The sequence below is a fragment of the Curtobacterium flaccumfaciens genome (assembly GCF_004361695.1).
Taxonomy (GTDB): Bacteria; Actinomycetota; Actinomycetes; order Actinomycetales; family Microbacteriaceae; genus Curtobacterium; species Curtobacterium flaccumfaciens_B.
Genome location: NZ_SNVW01000011.1, coordinates 24097 through 42411, shown reverse-complemented (window position 1 = coordinate 42411; position 18315 = coordinate 24097). Strand labels below are relative to the sequence as shown.

The following is an 18315-nucleotide window of genomic DNA, read 5'->3' as shown; positions in this document are numbered from 1 at the left end:
TCGCGGCGGACGATGACGACCACCGCAGACCTCGCCGCCCGGCTCCGGGCGATGCCGGACGACGCCCTCGAGCGGCTCGTCCTGGCCCGACGACTCCCGACGGCGGTGTTCGGCGAGACCGGTCCGTTGCGCATCTCGGACTTCTTCGACCTCGCCGAGGCGCTCCGCACCGACGACGCGGTGGACGCCGCGATCGAGCACCTGCCGCGCGCCACGCTCCTGGCACTACGCGACGGCGCCGGTGACGACGGCGGAGTGGACGCCGACGCGCTCGCCCCGGCGGTCGCACTCGGTCTGGCCGACGACGACGGCCAGGTCGACGATGCGGTGACGGCCCGTCTGGCCGCCCACCCGGACCTCGTGGGCCTGTCTGGAGGCACGGCTCCCCTCCGGCCCGCCGCCCCGGTCTCGCAGGCGGTCGCCTCGCAGGCGGCCGACCCCACGACCGCACGGACGGTCGGCGCCGAGCACGCGTTCGCGACGATGACCGTGCTCGCCGAGCTCCTGCGCGCCGTCTCCGAGGGCGCGGTGCGCGAACTCGTGAAGGGCGGCATCGGCACACCGCTGGCGAAGGCGCTCGGCGAACGCGCCGGCGCCGATCCGCAGGTGGTGCCGCACCGGCTCGCACTCCTCGAGCGGATCGGCTTCGCGGACCCGGCGGACGGCACGTGGACGACGACGACCGCCGGCGACGCCTGGCTCGTCGCGAGCTGGCCTGACCGCTGGTCGTCCCTGGTCACGGCGTGGCGGGACGCGCTCGACCCCGCCGTGCAGGACGTCCTCGCCGTCGCGGGTGACGACCTCCGCGACCTCGTCGGCGTCGGCCGCTGGGCCTTCCCCGCGGGGGCACGGTGGCTCGACGCCGTGCTGCTCGACGTCGCCGGGACGGCCGACGCCCTCGGTCTGACGGTCGACGGGCTCGTGACGAGCACCGGTCGCGCCCTGCTCGACGGCGATGCGACCCCGGCCACGGCGGACCTGCCGCCGACGGTGGACGGCGTGTACCTGCAGCACGACCTCACGGTGATCGCCCCCGGGCCGCTCGCGCCCGTCGACGACGACGCGCTCCGGAGCGTCGCCGTGCTCGAGGCACCCGGGCTCGCCGCCCGGTACCGCATCTCCGAGGACTCGCTCCGACGCGCCTTCCGCGCCGGGCTCACCCGCGACGAGGTCGTCGCGCTGCTCGAACGCCTCTCGGCGACCGGGCTGCCCCAGCCCCTCGCCTACCTGGTCGACCAGGTCTCCTCGCGTGACGGCAGCATCGTCGTCGACGTCGGCACGGACGGCACGGGGACCCGGGTGCACGGCACCGCCGACCAGCTCGACCTCATCGGGGTCGACGCCGAGCTCCGGCAGCTGGCGTGGGAGCGCAGCGACCTGACGACGCTGCTGACCCGCTACCCACCGCACGTCGTCCACACGGCGCTGGAGGACCAGCGCTACCCGGCCGTGCTGACGGCCGCAGCCCGCCCCGCGACGGGATCCGCGCCTCCAGGCCGTCGACGCGGCGGCGGACGCAACCCGGAGCAGGCGGCGCACGCACTCGTGGAGCGGCTGCGGGTGACCACCGAACGCGGCGACGCCGAGCCGGAGCAGGAGTGGCTCGGGCGGCAGATCGACCTCGCCGTCCGCGGGCGCACCCCGATCCGTCTCACCGTGCGGATGCCGGACGGCACGGAACGGCCGTTCTCGATCATCCCGACGTCGGTCGCGGCCGGGCGCGTCCGCGGGCGCGACACGGCCGTCGACGTGGAGCGGACCCTGCCGCTCTCCCTCGTCGTGGCTGTGGAGAGCGACGCCTGATTCCACAGTCTGGCCGGTCCGCGCCGGTTCGCAGCCGCGCGGCATAGGCTCATCCGTCATGAACGGACCGCTGATCGTGCAGAGCGACCGCACCGTGCTGCTCGAGGTGGCACACCCTGACGCCGAGGACGCGCGGCACGACCTCGCGGTGTTCGCTGAGCTCGAACGCGCCCCGGAACACGTGCACACGTACCGGATCACGCGGCTCGGTCTCTGGAACGCGCGCGCGGCCGGACACGACGCCGAGAGCATGATCCACACGCTCGAGCACTTCGCGAAGTTCCCCGTCCCGCAGAGCGTCACGGTGGACATCCGCGACACCGTGGCCCGCTACGGTCGGCTCGTCATCCGGCGCGAGGAACGCCCGGACGCGCCCGCGATCGCGAACTCCCCGTCCGAAGAGCTCGAGCTCCAGCCGGTGCTGCTCCTGACCGCGACGGAGCCGTCGGTGCTGGCCGAGGTCATCCGGTCGAAGCGCATCAAGCCGCTGCTCGGCAACATGCGCTCCCCGGAAGAAGTGGAGCTGCTGCCGTGGGCCCGCGGGCAGATCAAGCAGGAGCTCGTGAAGCTCGGCTGGCCGGCCGAGGACCTCGCCGGCTACACGCCCGGGCAGCCGCACCCGATCGACCTCGACACGTCGGAGTGGAGTCTCCGGCCCTACCAGGAACAGGCCGTCGACACGTTCTTCGCGCAGGGGTCCGGGGTCGTCGTGCTGCCCTGTGGTGCCGGCAAGACCCTCGTCGGCGCCGGGGCGATGGCCACGGTCAAGGCGACGACGCTCATCCTGGTCACGAACACCGTCTCCGCCCGGCAGTGGCGGTCGGAACTGCTGCGCCGGACGACCCTCACCGACGACGAGATCGGCGAGTACTCCGGCAGCGTGAAGGAGATCCGGCCGGTCACGATCGCGACCTACCAGATCCTGACGGCTCGCCGGAAGGGCGAGTACACGCACCTGTCGCTGCTCGACGCGCTCGACTGGGGCCTCATCGTCTACGACGAGGTGCACCTGCTCCCCGCGCCGGTGTTCAAGCTCACCGCCGACCTGCAGGCCCGTCGACGTCTCGGCCTCACCGCGACCCTCGTGCGCGAGGACGGGCGCGAAGGCGACGTGTTCTCGCTCATCGGCCCGAAGCGCTACGACGCCCCGTGGAAGGAGATCGAGGCGCAGGGCTACATCTCCCCCGCCGAGTGCTTCGAGGTCCGCATCGACCTGCCGCACCAGGACCGTCTCGAGTACGCGGCGTCGAGCGACGACGAGCGCTACCGGCTCGCGGCGACGTCCCCGGCGAAGACCCCGGTCGTCCGCGAGCTCATCGAGAAGCACCGCGGCGAGCAGATCCTCGTCATCGGGCAGTACATCGACCAGCTCGACGCCCTCGCCGAGTCGCTCGACGCGGCGGAGATCACCGGCGCGACCCCGGTCGACGAGCGCGAGCGGCTCTACCAGGCCTTCCGCGAGGGCGCGATCGACGTGCTCGTCGTCTCCAAGGTCGCGAACTTCTCCGTCGACCTGCCAGACGCGACCGTGGCGATCCAGGTGTCCGGCTCGTTCGGCTCCCGGCAAGAGGAAGCACAGCGGCTCGGGCGTCTCCTCCGCCCGAACAAGGACGGCCTGCCGGCGTCGTTCTACACGCTCGTGACGCGGGACACCGTCGACCAGGACTTCGCGCAGAACCGGCAGCGGTTCCTCGCCGAGCAGGGCTACTCGTACACGATCCTCGACGCGGACCAGATCCAGACGCCCGTGGGCTGACGTACGCACCGCTCCCAGGAAACCCCGAGGGAACGGTCAGAAGATAGGACCATGAGCGATGGCCCCAAGATCCTGATCGTCGACGACGAGCCGAACATCCGCGACCTCCTGACGACCTCGTTGCGCTTCGCCGGCTTCGCCGTGCGTGCGGTGGGCAACGGTGCACAGGCGATCTCCGCCGTGCTGGAAGAAGAGCCGGACCTCATCATCCTCGACGTGATGCTCCCCGACATGAACGGGTTCGGCGTCACGAAGCGCCTCCGCTCGTCGGGCTACACCTCGCCGATCCTGTTCCTCACCGCGAAGGACGACACCGAGGACAAGATCACCGGCCTCACCGTCGGTGGCGACGACTACGTCACGAAGCCGTTCTCGCTCGACGAGATCGTCGCCCGCATCAAGGCCATCCTCCGTCGCACCATGAACGACGAAGAGGACGCGATCATCCGCGCCGGCGAGCTCACGATGGACCAGGACACGCACGAGGTGACCATCGGCGACGCGCAGATCGAGCTCTCCCCCACCGAGTTCAAGCTGCTCCGCTACCTCATGCTCAACCCGAACCGCGTGCTGTCGAAGGCGCAGATCCTCGACCACGTGTGGGAGTACGACTTCAACGGCGACGCCGGCATCGTCGAGTCCTACATCTCGTACCTGCGTCGCAAGCTCGACCAGTACTCGGCCGAGCCGATCATCCAGACCAAGCGCGGCTTCGGCTACATGCTCAAGGCATCCAAGGCCTCCTAGTCACCGCTTCACGGCGGCCGTCCGGTTTCACCGGGCGGCCGCTGTCTATCGTTGGGGCAGCATGCACACGCGAATGAGCCACTGGTGGGACGGGATCTCCCTCCGCACCAAGATCACCGGGATCACGGTCCTGCTGGTCGCGCTCGGCCTGCTCGTCGCCGGCCTCGGCACCATGACGGTGCTGTCCACCTACCTCATGTCGCAGCTCGACAACAGCGTGAAGAACACGACCGAGCAGCTCGAGGGCCAGAACATCAGCGACGGCGAGCAGTACTGCAAGCTCTCGGTCGTGCTCTCGCAGAGCGCCTACGTCGCGGCGTACAACTCCGACAGCGACCGGATCTGCCAGACGAAGGCGTCCAGCCGTCCGGACATCCGCCAGCTCGACTTCTCCGCCGCGGCGCAGAGCGGGGTGCGGTTCTCGCTGTACGACAGCCAGCACAACCACGAGTGGCGCGCGCAGGTCATCCCGGCGTCGCTGCAGGACCAGACGAACGGCAGCACCGAGACCGGGTACGTGCTCGTCGCCGTGTCGAGCGCCGACACCGACCAGACCATCGCGCGCTTCACCGTCATCTTCCTCGGCTTCGGCATCTCGGTGATCCTGCTCGGGGCGATGCTCACCCGGCTCCTCGTCACCGCCACGTTCGACCCCCTGCGCGACGTCGAGGACACCGCTGCGCGCTTCGCGGCCGGCGACTTCAACCAGCGCCTCGAAGCGGACACCCCGAACACCGAGGTCGGCCGCCTCAACCGCTCCCTCAACTCCATGCTCGAACGGATCGACTCCGCGTTCGAGGACCGGCAGCGCACCATCGACCAGATGCGCCGGTTCGTCGGCGATGCCTCGCACGAGCTCCGGACGCCGCTCGTGTCCCTCCGCGGGTACGCCGAGCTGTACCGCATGGGTGCGCTCCGCAAGGAAGAGGACGTCGCCCAGGCGATGGAGCGCATCGAGAAGGAAGCCCAGCGCATGGGCCTCCTCGTGCAGGACCTCCTCCAGCTCGCCCGCATCGACGAGTCGAAGCCGCTCGAGCTCGGCCCGGTGGACCTCGTGGCCATCGCACGCGACTCCGCGCTCGACACGATGGCGTCCAACCCGGACCGCGAGATCCAGGTGCTCGTCGAGGACTCGGTGACCGGCGAGAGCGTGGCACAGGCCGTGCGTCCGCCGATGTCCGCGTTCGGGTCGGCGGCGTCCACGTCGCCGTTCTCGGAGACCGGCGAGGTCCCCCCGACGTCACCCACGTCGGCGAACACCACCGGTCCGATCGCGTTCTCGCGGCAGACCATCGCGCGGCTCCGTGCCCGCCGGACCCGGGCGATGAGCGTCGACGCCCTCGCCCCGACCGACGAGACCACACCGCTCCCCACCGTCGTGCTGCCGAAGCGTCCGCCGATCGTCCTGGCAGAGGAGAACAAGATCCGGCAGATCGTCACGAACCTCATGGGCAACGCGATGCGGTTCACCGAGCACGACGACCCGATCGAGATCGGCATCGGCGTGGACGACGACCGCGGCATGGCGCACCTCGACGTGATCGACCACGGCGAGGGCATCCCCCCGCAGCTCCGCGACAAGATCTTCCAGCGCTTCTGGCGTGCGGACACCTCGCGCGCCCGTGACACCGGCGGCTCGGGGCTCGGCCTCGCCATCGTGTCGGGCATCGTCGCGGCGCACAACGGCTCCGTCGAGGTCTTCGACACCGAGGGCGGCGGCGCCACCTTCCGCGTCTGGCTCCCCCTGCTCCCGCGCGACTACGCCGCCCCCACCCCGCCCGCTCCCCCCGCCGCCTGACCCGCGAGCTCCCTCGGCCCGCCGCTGCCGGCCCGCCGCGCCGCGCGCCGGCCCGCCGCGCCGCGCGCCGGCCCGCCGCGCCGCGCGCCGGCCCGTCTTCCGCCGAGATCGCATTTCGTGCCGCATCGCCGCCGCGCGAGTCCGCCGAAGTGCGATCTCGCCGCGGCCGAAGCTGCGCTCAACCGACACAGACTGCGATCTCGCGAGTCCTCCACAGGGGGCGCCTGCTGACACCTCGTCCACGACGAAGGCACCACTCGGCGGCGCGTGTCGGACCGTGTCCAGGCTGGACCCCATGGCCCGCCGACCCCGACCGCTGCCGAGCAGGTTCGCGAACACGCCCTTCCTCGTCCGGGATGCGCTCGCATCGGGCGTCGCGAAGGACCGGCTCCGCCGCCGCGACCTCATAACACCCGCACGTGGCGTCCGTCTCCCTGCCGGCGCGGACGAACTCCTGCATCGGCTGATCGCCATCGGCCTCCTGCTCCGCTCCGACCAGCACCTGAGTCACGTCTCGGCCGCGGTGCTCTGGAACTGCCCGCTCCCGCAGGCGCTCACTCGTGTCGATTCGACGGCCCACGTCTCGACCGTCGGAGCGGGGCCGATCGAACGACGCCAGCAGGTTGTCGGCCACCGTGTCGCTGCCGACCGAGCTCGCTCCACAACGGTCTTCGGCACCAGGGTCAGCACGCCCGCTGCGGCCTGGTACGAGTGCCGGACGGTGCTGAGCACACGTGACCTGGTGATCCTTGGCGACCACATGGTGGGCGTCGGTCGCCTCACCACCCTCGAACAGCTCTCGGTGACGATCAGAGCGGGCGACCGCGGCGTCGTGCGCGCTCGATCAGCGGTCGAGCGGATCCGGACCGGCGCGGAGTCGCCGACGGAGACGAATCTGCGGCTGATGGTCGTCGATGCCGGCTTTCCCGAGCCCGCCCTCAACGTCGACGTGCACGCCGCCGACGGTCGGTTGATCGGCCGCGCGGACATGGCATGGCCGGATCTGCGCATCGCTCTCGAGTACGACGGTGATCACCACCGAACCGACCGGGACGCATTTCGACGAGACCGGAGCAGGGGCAACGACTTCACCTCCGAAGGCTGGGTCGTGATCCGGGCGACATCCGTCGACCTTGCTCGACCAGCGACGGTGTTCGAGCACCTTCGTCGCGCGTTCGAGCATCGACGCCGGTCGTCCTGACGGCATCGGCCGACGCCGAAGTCGCACTTCCGCTGGTGATCGGCCCGCCGATGGCCGCCGAAGTGCGATCTCACCGGAGCGTGTGCGCACGAAGTGCGATCCCGGGCCCGGCACGCGGAAGAGCCCCGCACGCGCAGCGTGCGGGGCCCTTCCGGTACGACGGACTAGAAGTCCATGCCACCCGTGGGGTCGCCGGCCGGCATGGCCTGCGCCTTCTCGGGCTTGTCGGCGACGACGGCCTCGGTCGTGAGGAACAGGCCGGCGATCGACGCAGCGTTCTGCAGCGCCGAGCGCGTGACCTTGGCCGGGTCGATGATGCCCGCGGCGATGAGGTCGACGTACTCGCCGGTCGCGGCGTTGAGGCCCCAACCCGACTCGAGCTCGCGGACCTTCGCAGCGACGACACCCGGCTCGAGACCGGCGTTCAGCGCGATCTGCTTGAGCGGCGCGTCGATCGCGACGCGGACGATGTTCGCACCGGTCGCCTCGTCACCCTCGAGCTCGAGGGCCTCGAGTGCGACGGCACCGGCCTGGATGAGGGCGACGCCACCACCGGCGACGATGCCCTCTTCGACGGCAGCCTTCGCGTTGCGGACGGCGTCCTCGATGCGGTGCTTGCGCTCCTTGAGCTCGACCTCGGTCGCGGCACCCGCCTTGATGACGGCGACGCCACCGGCGAGCTTCGCGAGGCGCTCCTGGAGCTTCTCGCGGTCGTAGTCGGAGTCGGTCGCGTCGATCTCGGAGCGGATCTGACGGACGCGGCCGGCGATCTGCTCGGCGTCGCCGGCACCCTCGACGATCGTGGTCTCGTCCTTGGTGATGACGACCTTGCGGGCACGACCGAGCAGGTCGAGCGTCGCGTTCTCGAGCTTGAGGCCGACCTCTTCCGAGATGACCTGGCCGCCGGTGAGGATCGCGATGTCCTGCAGCATGGCCTTGCGGCGGTCGCCGAAGCCCGGGGCCTTGACGGCGACGGACTTGAAGATGCCGCGGATCTTGTTCACGACGAGCGTGGCCAGGGCCTCGCCGTCGACGTCCTCGGCGATGATGAGGAGCTGCTTGCCGGCCTGGATGACCTTGTCGACCACCGGCAGGAGGTCCTTGATGTTCGAGATCTTCGAGTTGACGATCAGGATGTAGGCGTCCTCGAAGACGGCTTCCTGACGCTCGGGGTCGGTCACGAAGTACTGCGACAGGTAGCCCTTGTCGAAGCGCATGCCCTCGGTGAGCTCGAGCTCGGTGCCGAAGGTGTTGGACTCCTCGACGGTGACGACGCCTTCCTTGCCGACCTTGTCGATCGCCTCGGCGATGAGCGCGCCGATCGTCGGGTCAGCAGCGGAGATGGACGCGGTCGCGGCGATCTGGTCCTTGGTCTCGATCTCCTTCGCGTTGGCGAGCAGCTGCTCCGAGACGGCCGCGACGGCCTTCTCGATGCCGCGCTTCAGGGAGATGGGGTCCGCACCGGCCGCGACGTTGCGCAGACCTTCACGGACGAGCGCCTGGGCGAGGACGGTCGCGGTGGTCGTTCCGTCACCGGCGACGTCGTCGGTCTTCTTGGCGACCTCCTTGACGAGCTCCGCACCGATCTTCTCGTACGGGTCGTCGAGCTCGATCTCCTTGGCGATGGAGACACCGTCGTTCGTGATCGTGGGGGCGCCCCACTTCTTCTCGAGGACGACGTTGCGGCCGCGCGGGCCGAGCGTCACCTTCACGGCGTCAGCCAGCTGGTTCAGGCCGCGCTCGAGGCCACGGCGGGCCTCCTCGTCGAAAGCAATGATCTTAGCCATGTGAGTTCTTCGTCCCTCCCGGACGTCGTCATGGGGGTCGTGCTGGCACTCAGCGTGAGCGAGTGCCAACGCCGATTCTGGCACTCGGAGGGTGCGAGTGCAACACAGGACGGAGGCGCGGGTCGAGTTCCCAGGACTTCGCCCGACGCACGACGAACGCGCCGCCCCTGACGGGACGACGCGCACGACGAACGCGCCGCCCCTGACGGGACGACGCGCACGACGAACGCGTCGCCCCTGACGGGACGACGCGTTCGCGAGGTGGTGCTGCCGGTGTCGGCTCAGGCGGGACGGACGGACTCGGCCTGCGGGCCCTTCGACCCCGTACCGACGTCGAACGTCACTGCCTGGCCCTCTTCGAGGACCTTGTACCCCGACATGTCGATTGCCGAGTAGTGCACGAACACGTCCTGGCCCCCTCCATCGACGGTGATGAAGCCGAAGCCCTTCTCGGCGTTGAACCACTTCACGGTTCCGTTGGCCATGATCTCTTGCTCCCTGCGGTGGTGCTGTGCGGACGGCGCTGTCGCCGTCTTGGCACGACTCTTACCGAACAATGCCGACAGGGCAAGAGGTGTGACGTTCTTTCACGTCGATTCCGTCAGAAATCAACGTGCCGGAAACACGACCGTCACAAATGCACCCGGAACCGGCACCCGAGCCACCCCGGAACGTCGACGGAACCGCCGCAGGAATGCGTCAGCCGGCGTAGTCCGCGCCGAGCACGACACTGATGTCCGCGTTCGGGAACGCCGCCGACTGCTGCACCGCGGTGACACCGAGCGACTTCGCGATCCCCTGCGCGACGGCCGCCTGGGACGCCTGCTGGTAGTAGACGATCGTCGAGGTGCTGCCGGTGGTGCCGGCGTCGCCCGTCGAGGTGACCTTCCACCCGGCGGCGGTCAGCGCGGCACTGCCCTTCGCGGCGAGGCCGGTCGTGGTCGTGCCGTTCAGGACGACGAGCGTGCTCGACCCCTGGTCCGCCGGGGTGCCGGCGGCCGGCGCCTGCGACGCGGGAGCGGAGGGGGTCGACGACGCCGACGGCTTCGCGGTGGCGGACGCCGACGACGACGCGGACGGCGAGGTGGTCGACCCGGGGAAGGAGTAGCTACCGTTCAGCAGGGCGAGGGCGAGCACCCCGAGGCCGACGAGCACCCCGGTGGCGAGGGCGGCCCAGGCGAACGCGATCCAGCCGCGCCCACGCCGCTGCGCGCCACGGTGTGCGCCGACCCGCGGGCCGACGGCGACGTCGTCGAACCGGTCACGGGGGTGTCTCGTGCTCATCGTTCCTCTTCACGTCCTTCGGGAGCCGCGCCGGGGGCGACGAAGCTGCGCGCCGCCCGGGCACTGGTGCGCGCGTGCCGCAGCCGCTGCAGCCGGGAGACCAGCTGCGGGTCGTACGCGAGCGCCGCGGGCGAGTCGATCACACGGTTCAGCACCTGGTAGTACCGCGCCGGCGACATCTCGAACTCGACCCGGATCTCCGCTTCCTTCGTGCGGTCGTGCCGCGAGCGGTCCTGCCGTGCCCGTTCGTGCTCGAACGCGAGCACGTGCACGGCGAGTTCGCTGAGCTGGTCAGCACTGCGCTCGTCGGCGGGGGTGGCGGTCACTGCGGTTCCGATCACGGTCGGGTAACGGGTCTCGCACATCGTAGGGGTGGAGCGCAGCACGACCCTGGCACGCCGCTGGACTGTCGCGAAGACGGGTCACAGGTTCGGGTCGCGGAGCCACCGGACGCGGACGCCGAACGGGTCCGACACGGCACACGCGACACCGTCGAGCGACGCCGTCGCGAAGGCGTCGGGGTCGCCGGGGTCGACGTCGGTGGGCAGGGTGTCGGCGACGGCGGTCACGATGCCGGTGCGTTCCAGGGCGATCCAGTGCACGCCGCGGTCGCGGACGCGGTCCACGAACCGCTGCCGCTCCGCCCCCGGCACGTAGACGAGGGTGCCGGTGGTGAGGACCACGGGTTCCGTGCCGTCCGGCAGGGCGTCCAGCGCACGATCCAGGTCACCGGGCAGCGTGCCCGTGATCCGGACTGGAGGCACGGCGAGCGTCGCGCGCGCCGCCTCGCGCATCAGGGCGGTCCGGTCCGTCGCCTCGGGCGGGACGGCCTCGACCAGCCGGTCGAACGCGTGCGGTGCCGCCAGGTCGATCGGGTTCGGGTCGAGGGCGATCCGCGCCGCGATCCGGATCGGCGTCGTCGTCGGCCCGATCGGCACCCCGGTGACGTCGGCGGTGAGGTGGAGCGACGGGTCGGACGGCGCGGTGTGCACCCGGACGACGTCCTCCCCGGAGCGGTGGTCGAGCGTCACGCGGTCGGGGATCGAGCAGAGCCCCGCCGCCGCACCCGCGTCGACGAGGCCGAGCGGTCGGCCGACCCGCGCCGCGAGCGCTGCGAAGAGCGGGACGACGGGACCGAGCCGCCGCGGGTCGTTGGCCTGCACCGTGGCGGAGGCGAGGGCCGCGACCAGGGCGGGTCGCGCCTCCAGGCCGACGGCGCGGAGCGCACCGGGGTCCGCGGGGTCCGCGCCCAGCCGCCGGGCGACCGCGAAGAGGAGTTCCGGCTGCCGCTTCGGTTCCGGCACCTCGCCGAGGAGCGCGACCAGGTCGTCGTCGAGCGACCGCGCCCAGGCGGCGTAGGAGGGCGAGACGGACGCGATGCGCTCGGCGTACGCGGCGTACCGCTCGCGGGTGTCCATCAGCCGGCCGCGCGGGCAGGACCCGTGCGCGCCATCCCGACGTGCCGGATGCCCGCTTCGTCGTAGGGCTCGCCGAACCGGACGAAGCCGTGCCGCTCGTACAGGCCTGCGACGTACTCCTGGGCGTGCAGGACGATCGGCTCGTGCCCGTGCACCGCGAGCACCGCGGCGACGAGGCTGCCGGCGATGCCGTGCCCCCGGTGCGCCGGATCGGTGGCGACGCGTCCGATCACCCATGCGGGCGGCGACGCTCCGGCCGGGTGGTCCTCGTCCGGAGCGGGCCGGATCAGACGCAGGTACCCAACCGCATCGCGGTCCGTGCCGAACCACCAGTGCTCGGTGTCCGGCGCACGGTCGCGGCCGTCGAAGTCCTCGGCGGTCACCCGCTGCTCCAGCGCGAACACGCGGTTCCGCAGGACCACGATGCCGTACAGTTCGTCCGTCGTCAGACGGTCCCAACGAGCGTGGTGCACGGAATGTTCGGACATCGTGGCGAGTTTAGTGGAGTGGTCGGGAATGCCCCGTGATGAACCCGGCCGGAAGCAGGAGGAAACAATGGCATACAACGTCGACAAGTCCGACGCCCAGTGGCGCGAGGAGCTCTCCCCGGACCAGTACGCCGTCCTCCGTCAGGCGGGAACCGAGCGCCCCTGGACCGGTGAACTCCTCGACGAGGAGCGCGCCGGCGTCTACACGTGTGCGGCCTGCAACGCGGAGCTGTTCAAGAGCGGCACGAAGTTCGACTCCGGCTGCGGATGGCCGTCGTTCTACGAGTCGGTGAACCCGGAGGCGGTGCAGCTCATCGAGGACAACTCGCTCGGCATGGCGCGCACCGAGGTCCGGTGCGCGAGCTGCGGTTCGCACCTCGGGCACGTGTTCCCCGACGGGTTCGGCACCCCCACCGGTGACCGCTACTGCATGAACTCGATCTCACTGAACTTCGAGGCGAAGGCCGCTGCCGAGACCGACGCGTGAGCCCCGGCCCGCTCGTCGGTAGGATGAGCGGGTCAGCCGGCATGGCGCAATTGGTAGCGCACCGTACTTGTAATACGGGGGTTGCGGGTTCAAGTCCCGCTGCCGGCCCGAAAGCCCCGATCAGAGGCCGCTTACCTCGGCCTCTGATCGGGGCTTCTTCGTTTACCCCGCGGTTACCCCGCAGATTGCGTTCCGTGCGTGAGCGCCGACAGGGCTCGCGCCGCGGCCGCGCTGCCCGTGTTGCGCCCCATGTACCTGTCCTGTGTCATGGACGGGTTCTTGTGCCCGAGGTACTCCGCGATGTCGCGCGCCGACAGGCCAGCACCGTCAAGGAGCGTTGCGACAGTCTTCCGGAAGGCGTGAAGCTTGACGCCGGGGAACCCGAGGGACTCGCGAACGCCACGCCAGTCGGCCTGGGTGTTATTCGGGTCGCGAAGATTGCCGAGGACGGACGGGAAGACGAGGGTCCCTACCCCGCGATCGGCGGCCCGGCGCTTGAGCATCTCATCGACGTGCTCTGGGATGGCAATGCGGCGATCGGATCCCTGCGTCTTACCGTGCTCCTGGCGGAGTAGTCCCTGCCCCCGAAGCCGGACCACGGTCGAGTGGATGTGGACCGCGCCGGGGTAGACGTCTTCCCAGACCATCGCGCAGGCCTCGCCGATGCGACAGCCGGTGCCGGCCATGAACCGGAGGAGGTCGGCGAGGTCGAGGGCCTGCACCCGCTCGTCGAGGTCCGCCCGCGTCAGCAGCGCCTGCAGCTGTTCCGCGTTGAGCGCAGTTGCACCATCACGGCGCTGCGAGACGCGCTCGAGCTCGCGTACCGCGTTCGTGCGTGCAGCGTCGTTGCGGACCGCCAGGCCGAGCATTCCGCTGAGGACGGCGCGACACATCTTCGCGGATGCGGGGCCATGCTTTGCGATGACCTGGTCCATGAAGCGCTGCAGTCGCTCAGGGGTCGCCTCGAGCACGGCCAACTCCCCCAGCGCCGGCAGGACGATCTTGCTCAGCGTCCGTTCGTAGGCAGCCAGCGTCGTCGGCGCGACTCCGCCAGTCCGCTTGTTCTCGACGTAGCGATCGGCCAGCCGGTTGAGCGGGGTGTGCTGATTGATGGTCCCGCTCGTCGTCGCCTTGATCGTGGTGAGGGCTGCGAGCAGCTTCCGGCGAGCCTTGGGACCGCTGGTGTCGAATCGCTCGACCTGGCGTAGCCGGCCGTCCTCGAAGCGGAAGCGAGTTCGCGCTCGCCAGGGCCCGTCATCCAACTGCACGACGGAGATGGCTCCGTGCGCGCCGATGGGTGTCCTAGGCCTCGCCACTGATCCCCCCTTCGAGCAGCTTCTTGCGCGACACCTCGAGCTGGTCCAGCTGCCCAGACGAGTCAGCACGCTGCTGAGGGGTAGCCGACTGGTCACGAAGAGCAAGTCGCAGCTCATGGTCCGTCGTGAACTCCGCGAGGGGCAGCGCGGGCCAGTTGCGCTTCGGCTGGTCTACAAACGCGAGTGCCGGCCGAACGGTGGGTAGCGCGGCTTCGGGGTGAAAGACACGGAGGTAGCGCCGGCGCTCCGCCAGGGCTTCGAGGGCAGCCTGAGCTTGATCGAGCGTCGATGCGACGTCATCCCCGCGCTGCTCGGCGGCGAGCAAACCAGCGTGCAGGTCCCGGAAGGCGCGAGCAGCCTCGTCGATCTCCTCGGTGCGCGCCACGATGTCACCGACCTCGTAGTAGTCATCGGCCAGGTCGACGAAGTCATCGTCGAACGCGGCGAGCGGAAGCGCTGAGGACCCGGAGAACCACTTGACGGCCTGGTACGGCGGAACCGTTCGGGTGGCCGCCGGGTAGAGACGCAGCTCTTCACCCCTGTGAGTCGAGAACAGCAGCGCCGCGGGTGGCACGTTGAGCGCCGCGGCGAAGAGCATCACGTCAGTGACGGGCATACTCGTGCGCTTCTTGCTGAGGATGCCGGCGAGGGTGTTGGAAGTCACTGTCCAGCCGAGTTGATCAAGACGCGCCATGAGGTCGGAGTTCCTCATGCCCCGTTTGTCGCGGTAGTGGAGAACGCCGTCGACGACGGCATCGCTGTACGCCTTCGCCCACGCCGCTAGGCGCTCACGTGCGGCGATGTCTTCGGGCTGCTGCGATCGCGCGCCGCGTCCAGTCGGGGGTGTCATAGAAAGACCATACAGCAGATTCCGCCGTGTTGTGTTGACACTCACCGACTCTTGTGCGTAACATCCAGACACGGCTTCAAACGTTGACACCGTCAGCGGCCCTAGTGTCAAAGAAAGACTGATATGACGATGCAGGCGATTCGGCAGGTGGAAGACCTTCCCGAGTGGTCCACCCGTGTGCAGCTCTCCCAGTTCATCGAGGTCTCGGTTCAGACGCTGGCTCGATGGAAGGTCGAAGGACGGGGGCCGCGCGTCACGAAGATCGGGCAGGCCGTCCGATACCGCAAGGCCGACGTCCTCAGCTGGCTCGATTCGCTGAGCGAGGCGTCTTGATGCCGCTGTCCGCAACGAAAATCGCCCCCGAAGCCGGCCAGGGCTTCGAGGGCACCGCCCACAACATCCCCGCAGGAGACACTATGAACAAGACGATTCTGACCGTAGCAGACGCCCACGACATCCGTTGGCACGAGATCGACAGCGACGTCGTCGTCCTCGTCCCGTGCAATGAGCCCGGCTGCTACATCTACGGCACCCAGCACCTGCTCACTTGGGGCGACCTGCTGCAGCACAAGGCCTCCGTCGTGACCGCCCAAGACACGCGCATCGAGGTCGCCAAGTTCGCCGCGTCCGACGAGGTGCCCGAATCCGAGTCCCGTTGGTACGTGTCGGGGTTCCTCTGCGACGACGACATCCGCCTCACGCCCGAGCGCGTCGCGTTCTTCACCGCCCACTACAACAGCGCCGTGGCGCTCGCGGCCGAGCTGAACGGGGAGTCGCACTGATGGGCGACGTCACCAAGCTCGTCGAGGTCGAGAGCACCGCCACCGGCCGATCGGAGATCCTCATCGACGCACAGCCCAGTCAGTTCAGCGATGGCTACTCGCTCGTTCTCACCCCCTCCGAGGCGCTGCGCCTGGCGCACGCGCTCATCGCCCGGGTCACAGACATCCGGACGGCCCCGCTCGCTGTTCCGCTGCTCGCGCCGACTCTGCAGGTGGCCGCGTGATGGACAAGAGCACTCAGGCCCGATGCCGGCAGCGCGGATGTGTGCACTACGGGCTCTGGCACTCCGCAACCGACTACGCGCACCGCTTCCGTACCGTCCACACGGCGATCGCCACCGTGACGATCGAGAAGCGTGCGGAAGACGACCCGTGGTCCGTGTGGATGACCCGACACGGCGAGCAGCCGGAACAGGTGAACGGGCCTCCAGAGCCCTCGACGGAGACCTCACACCCCGAGTACATGGAGCTCCGTGCCGCAGTCCTCTACGCCCTCCGCAGTGCCGAGCAGTTCAACGCCGCCTGACATGAGAGAGGGCGGGGCCGACACCACGCGGCCCCGCCCGAAGGGGAACAACTCAATGGTCACACACACCACCGACAGATGCCCGGAGGCCACGTGAGCTTCAACGCGATCAAGTGGGCTGTCGGCCAGGAGACCTCCCCCACGCAGAAGTCGGTACTCATGATCATCGCCTTCCACTTCAACGACGCAGAGCACTGCGCATGGCCGTCGCACAACCTCATGGCGGCGGAAAGCAACCTGGGCCGCTCGACCGTCATCCGTACCGTCGCGTCGCTGCAGGACGAACTCGGACTCGTCGAGATCGAGGCTCGCGAGGATCCCAGCGGCCGGAAGACGAGCAACCGGTACTACCTGCCCGACTACGACTCAGCGTCCCGAGCGCCAGCCCTCGAGCCTGCAGCGTGAGGGTCCCGGAGCGAGACCTACCTAGTCCCGCTCCGGGACCCTCCCGTCCCGGAGCGGGACAGAGGTGGTCCCGTTCCGAGACGTACGTAGGTCCCGGAGCGGGACCCGAATGGAAAGAAGAACCACAAGAGAACCGCAACAGAACCGGAAGTGAAGTCGGGGCGGTCGGTTCGAGCTCATCGGCTCGCGTCGGTCGCGTCCCTCAGCATCACCCTCAACCGCATCCAGTGAAGGAGAACACTCGTGACGAATACACCACCCGAAATCGCGCAGTGGCTGCAGGAGCAGTTCACGAAGATCGAGGGCCTCGGGAACGAGCTGCTCGACCCGCAGCTCTACACCGACGCCGACAACATCCCCACCGCGATCGCTGGCACAGGAACCGTCAGCATCGCCGGCTTCTACCTCGCCGCCGAGCTCGCCGCACGCTCCGACGAGCAGGTGACCGGCCTCGCGGAGATCCTCGCCCGCCACCAGAACCACATCGAGGGCTTCATCGGCCCGGAAGCGTGGCCGAACGTCCTCCTCGCAACCGTGCTGTACCTGACCGTCCAGCACCTCGAGCCGGCGCTGGCCCTGCTCGACGACACCAGCACACCGATGCGCGTCGTCGAGCAGGACTACCTCAAGGCCATCCGAGCTGCAGCCGCCACCGACAGCTAGTAACCGCGGCACCCCGCCGACGACCAGCCACCAGACCCGAACACACCGAAGGAGGACGCGTGCACCGCCCCCCAGAGCATCTCGTCCTCGGCGGTCGAGGGCCCGAAGCAGTAGTCACGGGAAGAGTCGCCGCCTACCTGCTTCGGCACGCCGGCCTCGACGACTACCGGCGTCGGCACCGCGGCGAAGACCCCGAGGTCGACAACACGCTCGTCGCCCTCACCCTCGTCGCGCTCACCTGGCGCAGTTCCGCTACCGGAACGCGACAGGCCGCGACCCCGGAACTCGATCACACTGCGGACTGGATGAGCACCCGACAAGCAGCCGAAGCCCTCGGACTCTCGGACCGCGGCATCCGCAAAGCAATCCAGGAACGTCGGCTCCACGCCGTACGCGTCGGACGCGCATGGCGTGTGGACCGCGAACAACTCGCCCAGTACACCGAACGAACGGACAAGACATGATCACCCCAGAACTCGAAGCAGAAGTGCTCGGTCTCCGCGCCGAGGCCGCCGAGATCCAGAAGGACTACGGCCGACAGCGGAAGAACATCGAGAGCGACGGCAACCTCAGCGACGCCGGCAAGGTCGCCGAGCTCGCGGACGCCAAAGCACAGGCCAAGGCCGAGGCAGCGCAGCTCCGCGACAAGGAGATCGGGCTGGTCAAGGGCCGGATCCGCAACCTGCAGACCAAGCTCGACGCGAAGATCGGGTACGGCGCAACCGACATCATCGCGTTCCGCGACGCCCAGGACCGTGCAGAGCGAGTCGCGGACAAGGACATGGCCGCTCGGCTGATGGGCCAGGCACTCCGAAGTAACGACCGCACCATGGCCCACGCGCTCTTCCGCAAGGCCTCCGAGAACGGATGGTCGGAAGCGGTCAAGCAGTTCGCCGCCGAGCACCCCGACTCCGCCGCCGCAGCCGAGGAGATCGAAAGCCTCGAGAAGGTGCTCACCTCCGGCAGCTTCCAGCGCACGCTGTCCTACCTGATCGCCTAAAGCA

General features: G+C 69.5%; 22 protein-coding genes and 1 tRNA gene. 15 read left to right on the top strand and 8 right to left on the bottom strand.

From position 1 onward, the window contains the following. Positions 1 to 12: 12 nt before the first annotated feature. From EDF64_RS14450 to EDF64_RS14430, 5 genes are all read left to right on the top strand, one after another. A complete protein-coding gene (locus tag EDF64_RS14450) occupies positions 13 to 1803 on the top strand; it encodes a helicase-associated domain-containing protein (protein WP_133520677.1) in 1791 nt (596 codons plus the stop codon). A 58-nt stretch (positions 1804 to 1861) separates the two neighbouring features. Further along, complete coding sequence (locus EDF64_RS14445) at positions 1862 to 3559, top strand: DNA repair helicase XPB (RefSeq protein ID WP_133520676.1); 1698 nt, start codon at positions 1862 to 1864, stop codon at positions 3557 to 3559. Between the two features lie 51 nt (positions 3560 to 3610). Then, positions 3611 to 4306: a response regulator transcription factor gene (locus tag EDF64_RS14440; protein ID WP_017888045.1), complete on the top strand. Its 696-nt coding sequence runs from the start codon at positions 3611 to 3613 to the stop codon at positions 4304 to 4306. A 61-nt stretch (positions 4307 to 4367) separates the two neighbouring features. Beyond that, complete coding sequence (locus tag EDF64_RS14435) at positions 4368 to 6104, top strand: sensor histidine kinase (protein WP_133520675.1); 1737 nt, start codon at positions 4368 to 4370, stop codon at positions 6102 to 6104. Between the two features lie 295 nt (positions 6105 to 6399). Further along, entirely contained in the window at positions 6400 to 7305 is a 906-nt protein-coding gene (locus EDF64_RS14430; protein ID WP_133520674.1) for an endonuclease domain-containing protein, read from the top strand. A 164-nt stretch (positions 7306 to 7469) separates the two neighbouring features. Here EDF64_RS14430 and groL read toward each other — a convergent pair whose 3' ends face one another. From groL to EDF64_RS14400, 6 genes are all read right to left on the bottom strand, one after another. Further along, positions 7470 to 9092 carry a chaperonin GroEL gene (groL, locus tag EDF64_RS14425; RefSeq protein ID WP_133520673.1) on the bottom strand — a complete coding sequence of 541 codons (1623 nt, stop codon included), beginning with the start codon at positions 9090 to 9092 and terminating at the stop codon, positions 7470 to 7472. A gap of 281 nt (positions 9093 to 9373) precedes the next feature. After that, complete coding sequence (locus EDF64_RS14420) at positions 9374 to 9577, bottom strand: cold-shock protein (RefSeq protein ID WP_022903461.1); 204 nt, start codon at positions 9575 to 9577, stop codon at positions 9374 to 9376. Between the two features lie 214 nt (positions 9578 to 9791). Further along, entirely contained in the window at positions 9792 to 10376 is a 585-nt protein-coding gene (locus EDF64_RS14415; RefSeq protein ID WP_133520672.1) for a LytR C-terminal domain-containing protein, read from the bottom strand. After that, positions 10373 to 10702: a DUF3263 domain-containing protein gene (locus EDF64_RS14410; RefSeq protein WP_243736403.1), complete on the bottom strand. Its 330-nt coding sequence runs from the start codon at positions 10700 to 10702 to the stop codon at positions 10373 to 10375. The genes EDF64_RS14415 and EDF64_RS14410 overlap by 4 nt, the downstream gene beginning before the upstream one ends. A gap of 96 nt (positions 10703 to 10798) precedes the next feature. Continuing rightward, positions 10799 to 11794 (bottom strand): DUF2332 family protein, encoded by a 996-nt coding sequence (locus tag EDF64_RS14405; RefSeq protein ID WP_133520670.1) that lies wholly within the window; start codon positions 11792 to 11794, stop codon positions 10799 to 10801. Further along, a complete protein-coding gene (locus tag EDF64_RS14400) occupies positions 11794 to 12282 on the bottom strand; it encodes a GNAT family N-acetyltransferase (protein WP_133520669.1) in 489 nt (162 codons plus the stop codon). The genes EDF64_RS14405 and EDF64_RS14400 overlap by 1 nt, the downstream gene beginning before the upstream one ends. A gap of 67 nt (positions 12283 to 12349) precedes the next feature. On the opposite strand from EDF64_RS14400, the gene msrB reads away from it, so the two are divergent. Both msrB and EDF64_RS14390 read left to right on the top strand, forming a co-directional pair. Next, entirely contained in the window at positions 12350 to 12769 is a 420-nt protein-coding gene (msrB, locus tag EDF64_RS14395; RefSeq protein WP_133520668.1) for a peptide-methionine (R)-S-oxide reductase MsrB, read from the top strand. Between the two features lie 35 nt (positions 12770 to 12804). Next, positions 12805 to 12877 (top strand) — tRNA-Thr (locus tag EDF64_RS14390). A 65-nt stretch (positions 12878 to 12942) separates the two neighbouring features. Here the strand turns inward: EDF64_RS14390 and EDF64_RS14385 are convergent. Together EDF64_RS14385 and EDF64_RS18295 are read right to left on the bottom strand one after the other, a co-directional pair. Continuing rightward, positions 12943 to 14037 (bottom strand): site-specific integrase, encoded by a 1095-nt coding sequence (locus EDF64_RS14385; RefSeq protein WP_166645751.1) that lies wholly within the window; start codon positions 14035 to 14037, stop codon positions 12943 to 12945. Between the two features lie 34 nt (positions 14038 to 14071). Beyond that, positions 14072 to 14935, bottom strand: a complete 864-nt coding sequence (locus EDF64_RS18295; RefSeq protein ID WP_166645750.1) for a hypothetical protein — start codon at positions 14933 to 14935, stop codon at positions 14072 to 14074. A gap of 123 nt (positions 14936 to 15058) precedes the next feature. On the opposite strand from EDF64_RS18295, the gene EDF64_RS14380 reads away from it, so the two are divergent. The 8 genes from EDF64_RS14380 to EDF64_RS14345 all read left to right on the top strand — a co-directional run bounded on the left by EDF64_RS14380 (position 15059) and on the right by EDF64_RS14345 (position 18311). Beyond that, a complete protein-coding gene (locus EDF64_RS14380) occupies positions 15059 to 15268 on the top strand; it encodes a helix-turn-helix transcriptional regulator (RefSeq protein ID WP_243736402.1) in 210 nt (69 codons plus the stop codon). Next, positions 15268 to 15717 carry a hypothetical protein gene (locus tag EDF64_RS14375; RefSeq protein ID WP_133520666.1) on the top strand — a complete coding sequence of 150 codons (450 nt, stop codon included), beginning with the start codon at positions 15268 to 15270 and terminating at the stop codon, positions 15715 to 15717. Before EDF64_RS14380 ends, EDF64_RS14375 begins: the two co-directional genes overlap by 1 nt. Continuing rightward, a complete protein-coding gene (locus tag EDF64_RS14370; protein WP_133520665.1) occupies positions 15717 to 15941 on the top strand; it encodes a hypothetical protein in 225 nt (74 codons plus the stop codon). Before EDF64_RS14375 ends, EDF64_RS14370 begins: the two co-directional genes overlap by 1 nt. Continuing rightward, positions 15941 to 16243, top strand: coding sequence for a hypothetical protein (locus EDF64_RS14365; protein ID WP_133520664.1), 303 nt, complete (start codon positions 15941 to 15943; stop codon positions 16241 to 16243). Before EDF64_RS14370 ends, EDF64_RS14365 begins: the two co-directional genes overlap by 1 nt. A 78-nt stretch (positions 16244 to 16321) precedes the next feature. Then, complete coding sequence (locus tag EDF64_RS14360) at positions 16322 to 16648, top strand: helix-turn-helix domain-containing protein (RefSeq protein WP_133520663.1); 327 nt, start codon at positions 16322 to 16324, stop codon at positions 16646 to 16648. Between the two features lie 243 nt (positions 16649 to 16891). Further along, positions 16892 to 17311, top strand: a complete 420-nt coding sequence (locus tag EDF64_RS14355; RefSeq protein ID WP_133520662.1) for a hypothetical protein — start codon at positions 16892 to 16894, stop codon at positions 17309 to 17311. A 59-nt stretch (positions 17312 to 17370) separates the two neighbouring features. Then, positions 17371 to 17775, top strand: a complete 405-nt coding sequence (locus EDF64_RS14350; protein WP_133520661.1) for a helix-turn-helix domain-containing protein — start codon at positions 17371 to 17373, stop codon at positions 17773 to 17775. Further along, positions 17772 to 18311, top strand: coding sequence for a hypothetical protein (locus tag EDF64_RS14345; protein ID WP_133520660.1), 540 nt, complete (start codon positions 17772 to 17774; stop codon positions 18309 to 18311). Before EDF64_RS14350 ends, EDF64_RS14345 begins: the two co-directional genes overlap by 4 nt. Positions 18312 to 18315: the final 4 nt, after the last annotated feature.

Bases quoted from the DNA above. Each gene is read 5' to 3' on its own strand.
- EDF64_RS14445 (WP_133520676.1), top strand. From the start codon at position 1,862: ATGAACGGACCGCTGATCGTGCAGAGCGACCGCACCGTGCTGCTCGAG.
- EDF64_RS14405 (WP_133520670.1), bottom strand. From the start codon at position 11,794: ATGGACACCCGCGAGCGGTACGCCGCGTACGCCGAGCGCATCGCGTCC.
- EDF64_RS14365 (WP_133520664.1), top strand. From the start codon at position 15,941: ATGGACAAGAGCACTCAGGCCCGATGCCGGCAGCGCGGATGTGTGCAC.
- EDF64_RS14415 (WP_133520672.1), bottom strand. From the start codon at position 10,376: ATGAGCACGAGACACCCCCGTGACCGGTTCGACGACGTCGCCGTCGGC.
- EDF64_RS14400 (WP_133520669.1), bottom strand. From the start codon at position 12,282: ATGTCCGAACATTCCGTGCACCACGCTCGTTGGGACCGTCTGACGACG.
- EDF64_RS14360 (WP_133520663.1), top strand. From the start codon at position 16,322: ATGCCCGGAGGCCACGTGAGCTTCAACGCGATCAAGTGGGCTGTCGGC.
- EDF64_RS14380 (WP_243736402.1), top strand. From the start codon at position 15,059: ATGACGATGCAGGCGATTCGGCAGGTGGAAGACCTTCCCGAGTGGTCC.
- msrB (WP_133520668.1), top strand. From the start codon at position 12,350: ATGGCATACAACGTCGACAAGTCCGACGCCCAGTGGCGCGAGGAGCTC.
- EDF64_RS14435 (WP_133520675.1), top strand. From the start codon at position 4,368: ATGCACACGCGAATGAGCCACTGGTGGGACGGGATCTCCCTCCGCACC.
- EDF64_RS14370 (WP_133520665.1), top strand. From the start codon at position 15,717: ATGGGCGACGTCACCAAGCTCGTCGAGGTCGAGAGCACCGCCACCGGC.
- EDF64_RS14430 (WP_133520674.1), top strand. From the start codon at position 6,400: ATGGCCCGCCGACCCCGACCGCTGCCGAGCAGGTTCGCGAACACGCCC.
- EDF64_RS14450 (WP_133520677.1), top strand. From the start codon at position 13: ATGACGACCACCGCAGACCTCGCCGCCCGGCTCCGGGCGATGCCGGAC.
- EDF64_RS14440 (WP_017888045.1), top strand. From the start codon at position 3,611: ATGAGCGATGGCCCCAAGATCCTGATCGTCGACGACGAGCCGAACATC.
- EDF64_RS14375 (WP_133520666.1), top strand. From the start codon at position 15,268: ATGCCGCTGTCCGCAACGAAAATCGCCCCCGAAGCCGGCCAGGGCTTC.
- EDF64_RS14420 (WP_022903461.1), bottom strand. From the start codon at position 9,577: ATGGCCAACGGAACCGTGAAGTGGTTCAACGCCGAGAAGGGCTTCGGC.
- EDF64_RS18295 (WP_166645750.1), bottom strand. From the start codon at position 14,935: ATGACACCCCCGACTGGACGCGGCGCGCGATCGCAGCAGCCCGAAGAC.
- EDF64_RS14345 (WP_133520660.1), top strand. From the start codon at position 17,772: ATGATCACCCCAGAACTCGAAGCAGAAGTGCTCGGTCTCCGCGCCGAG.
- groL (WP_133520673.1), bottom strand. From the start codon at position 9,092: ATGGCTAAGATCATTGCTTTCGACGAGGAGGCCCGCCGTGGCCTCGAG.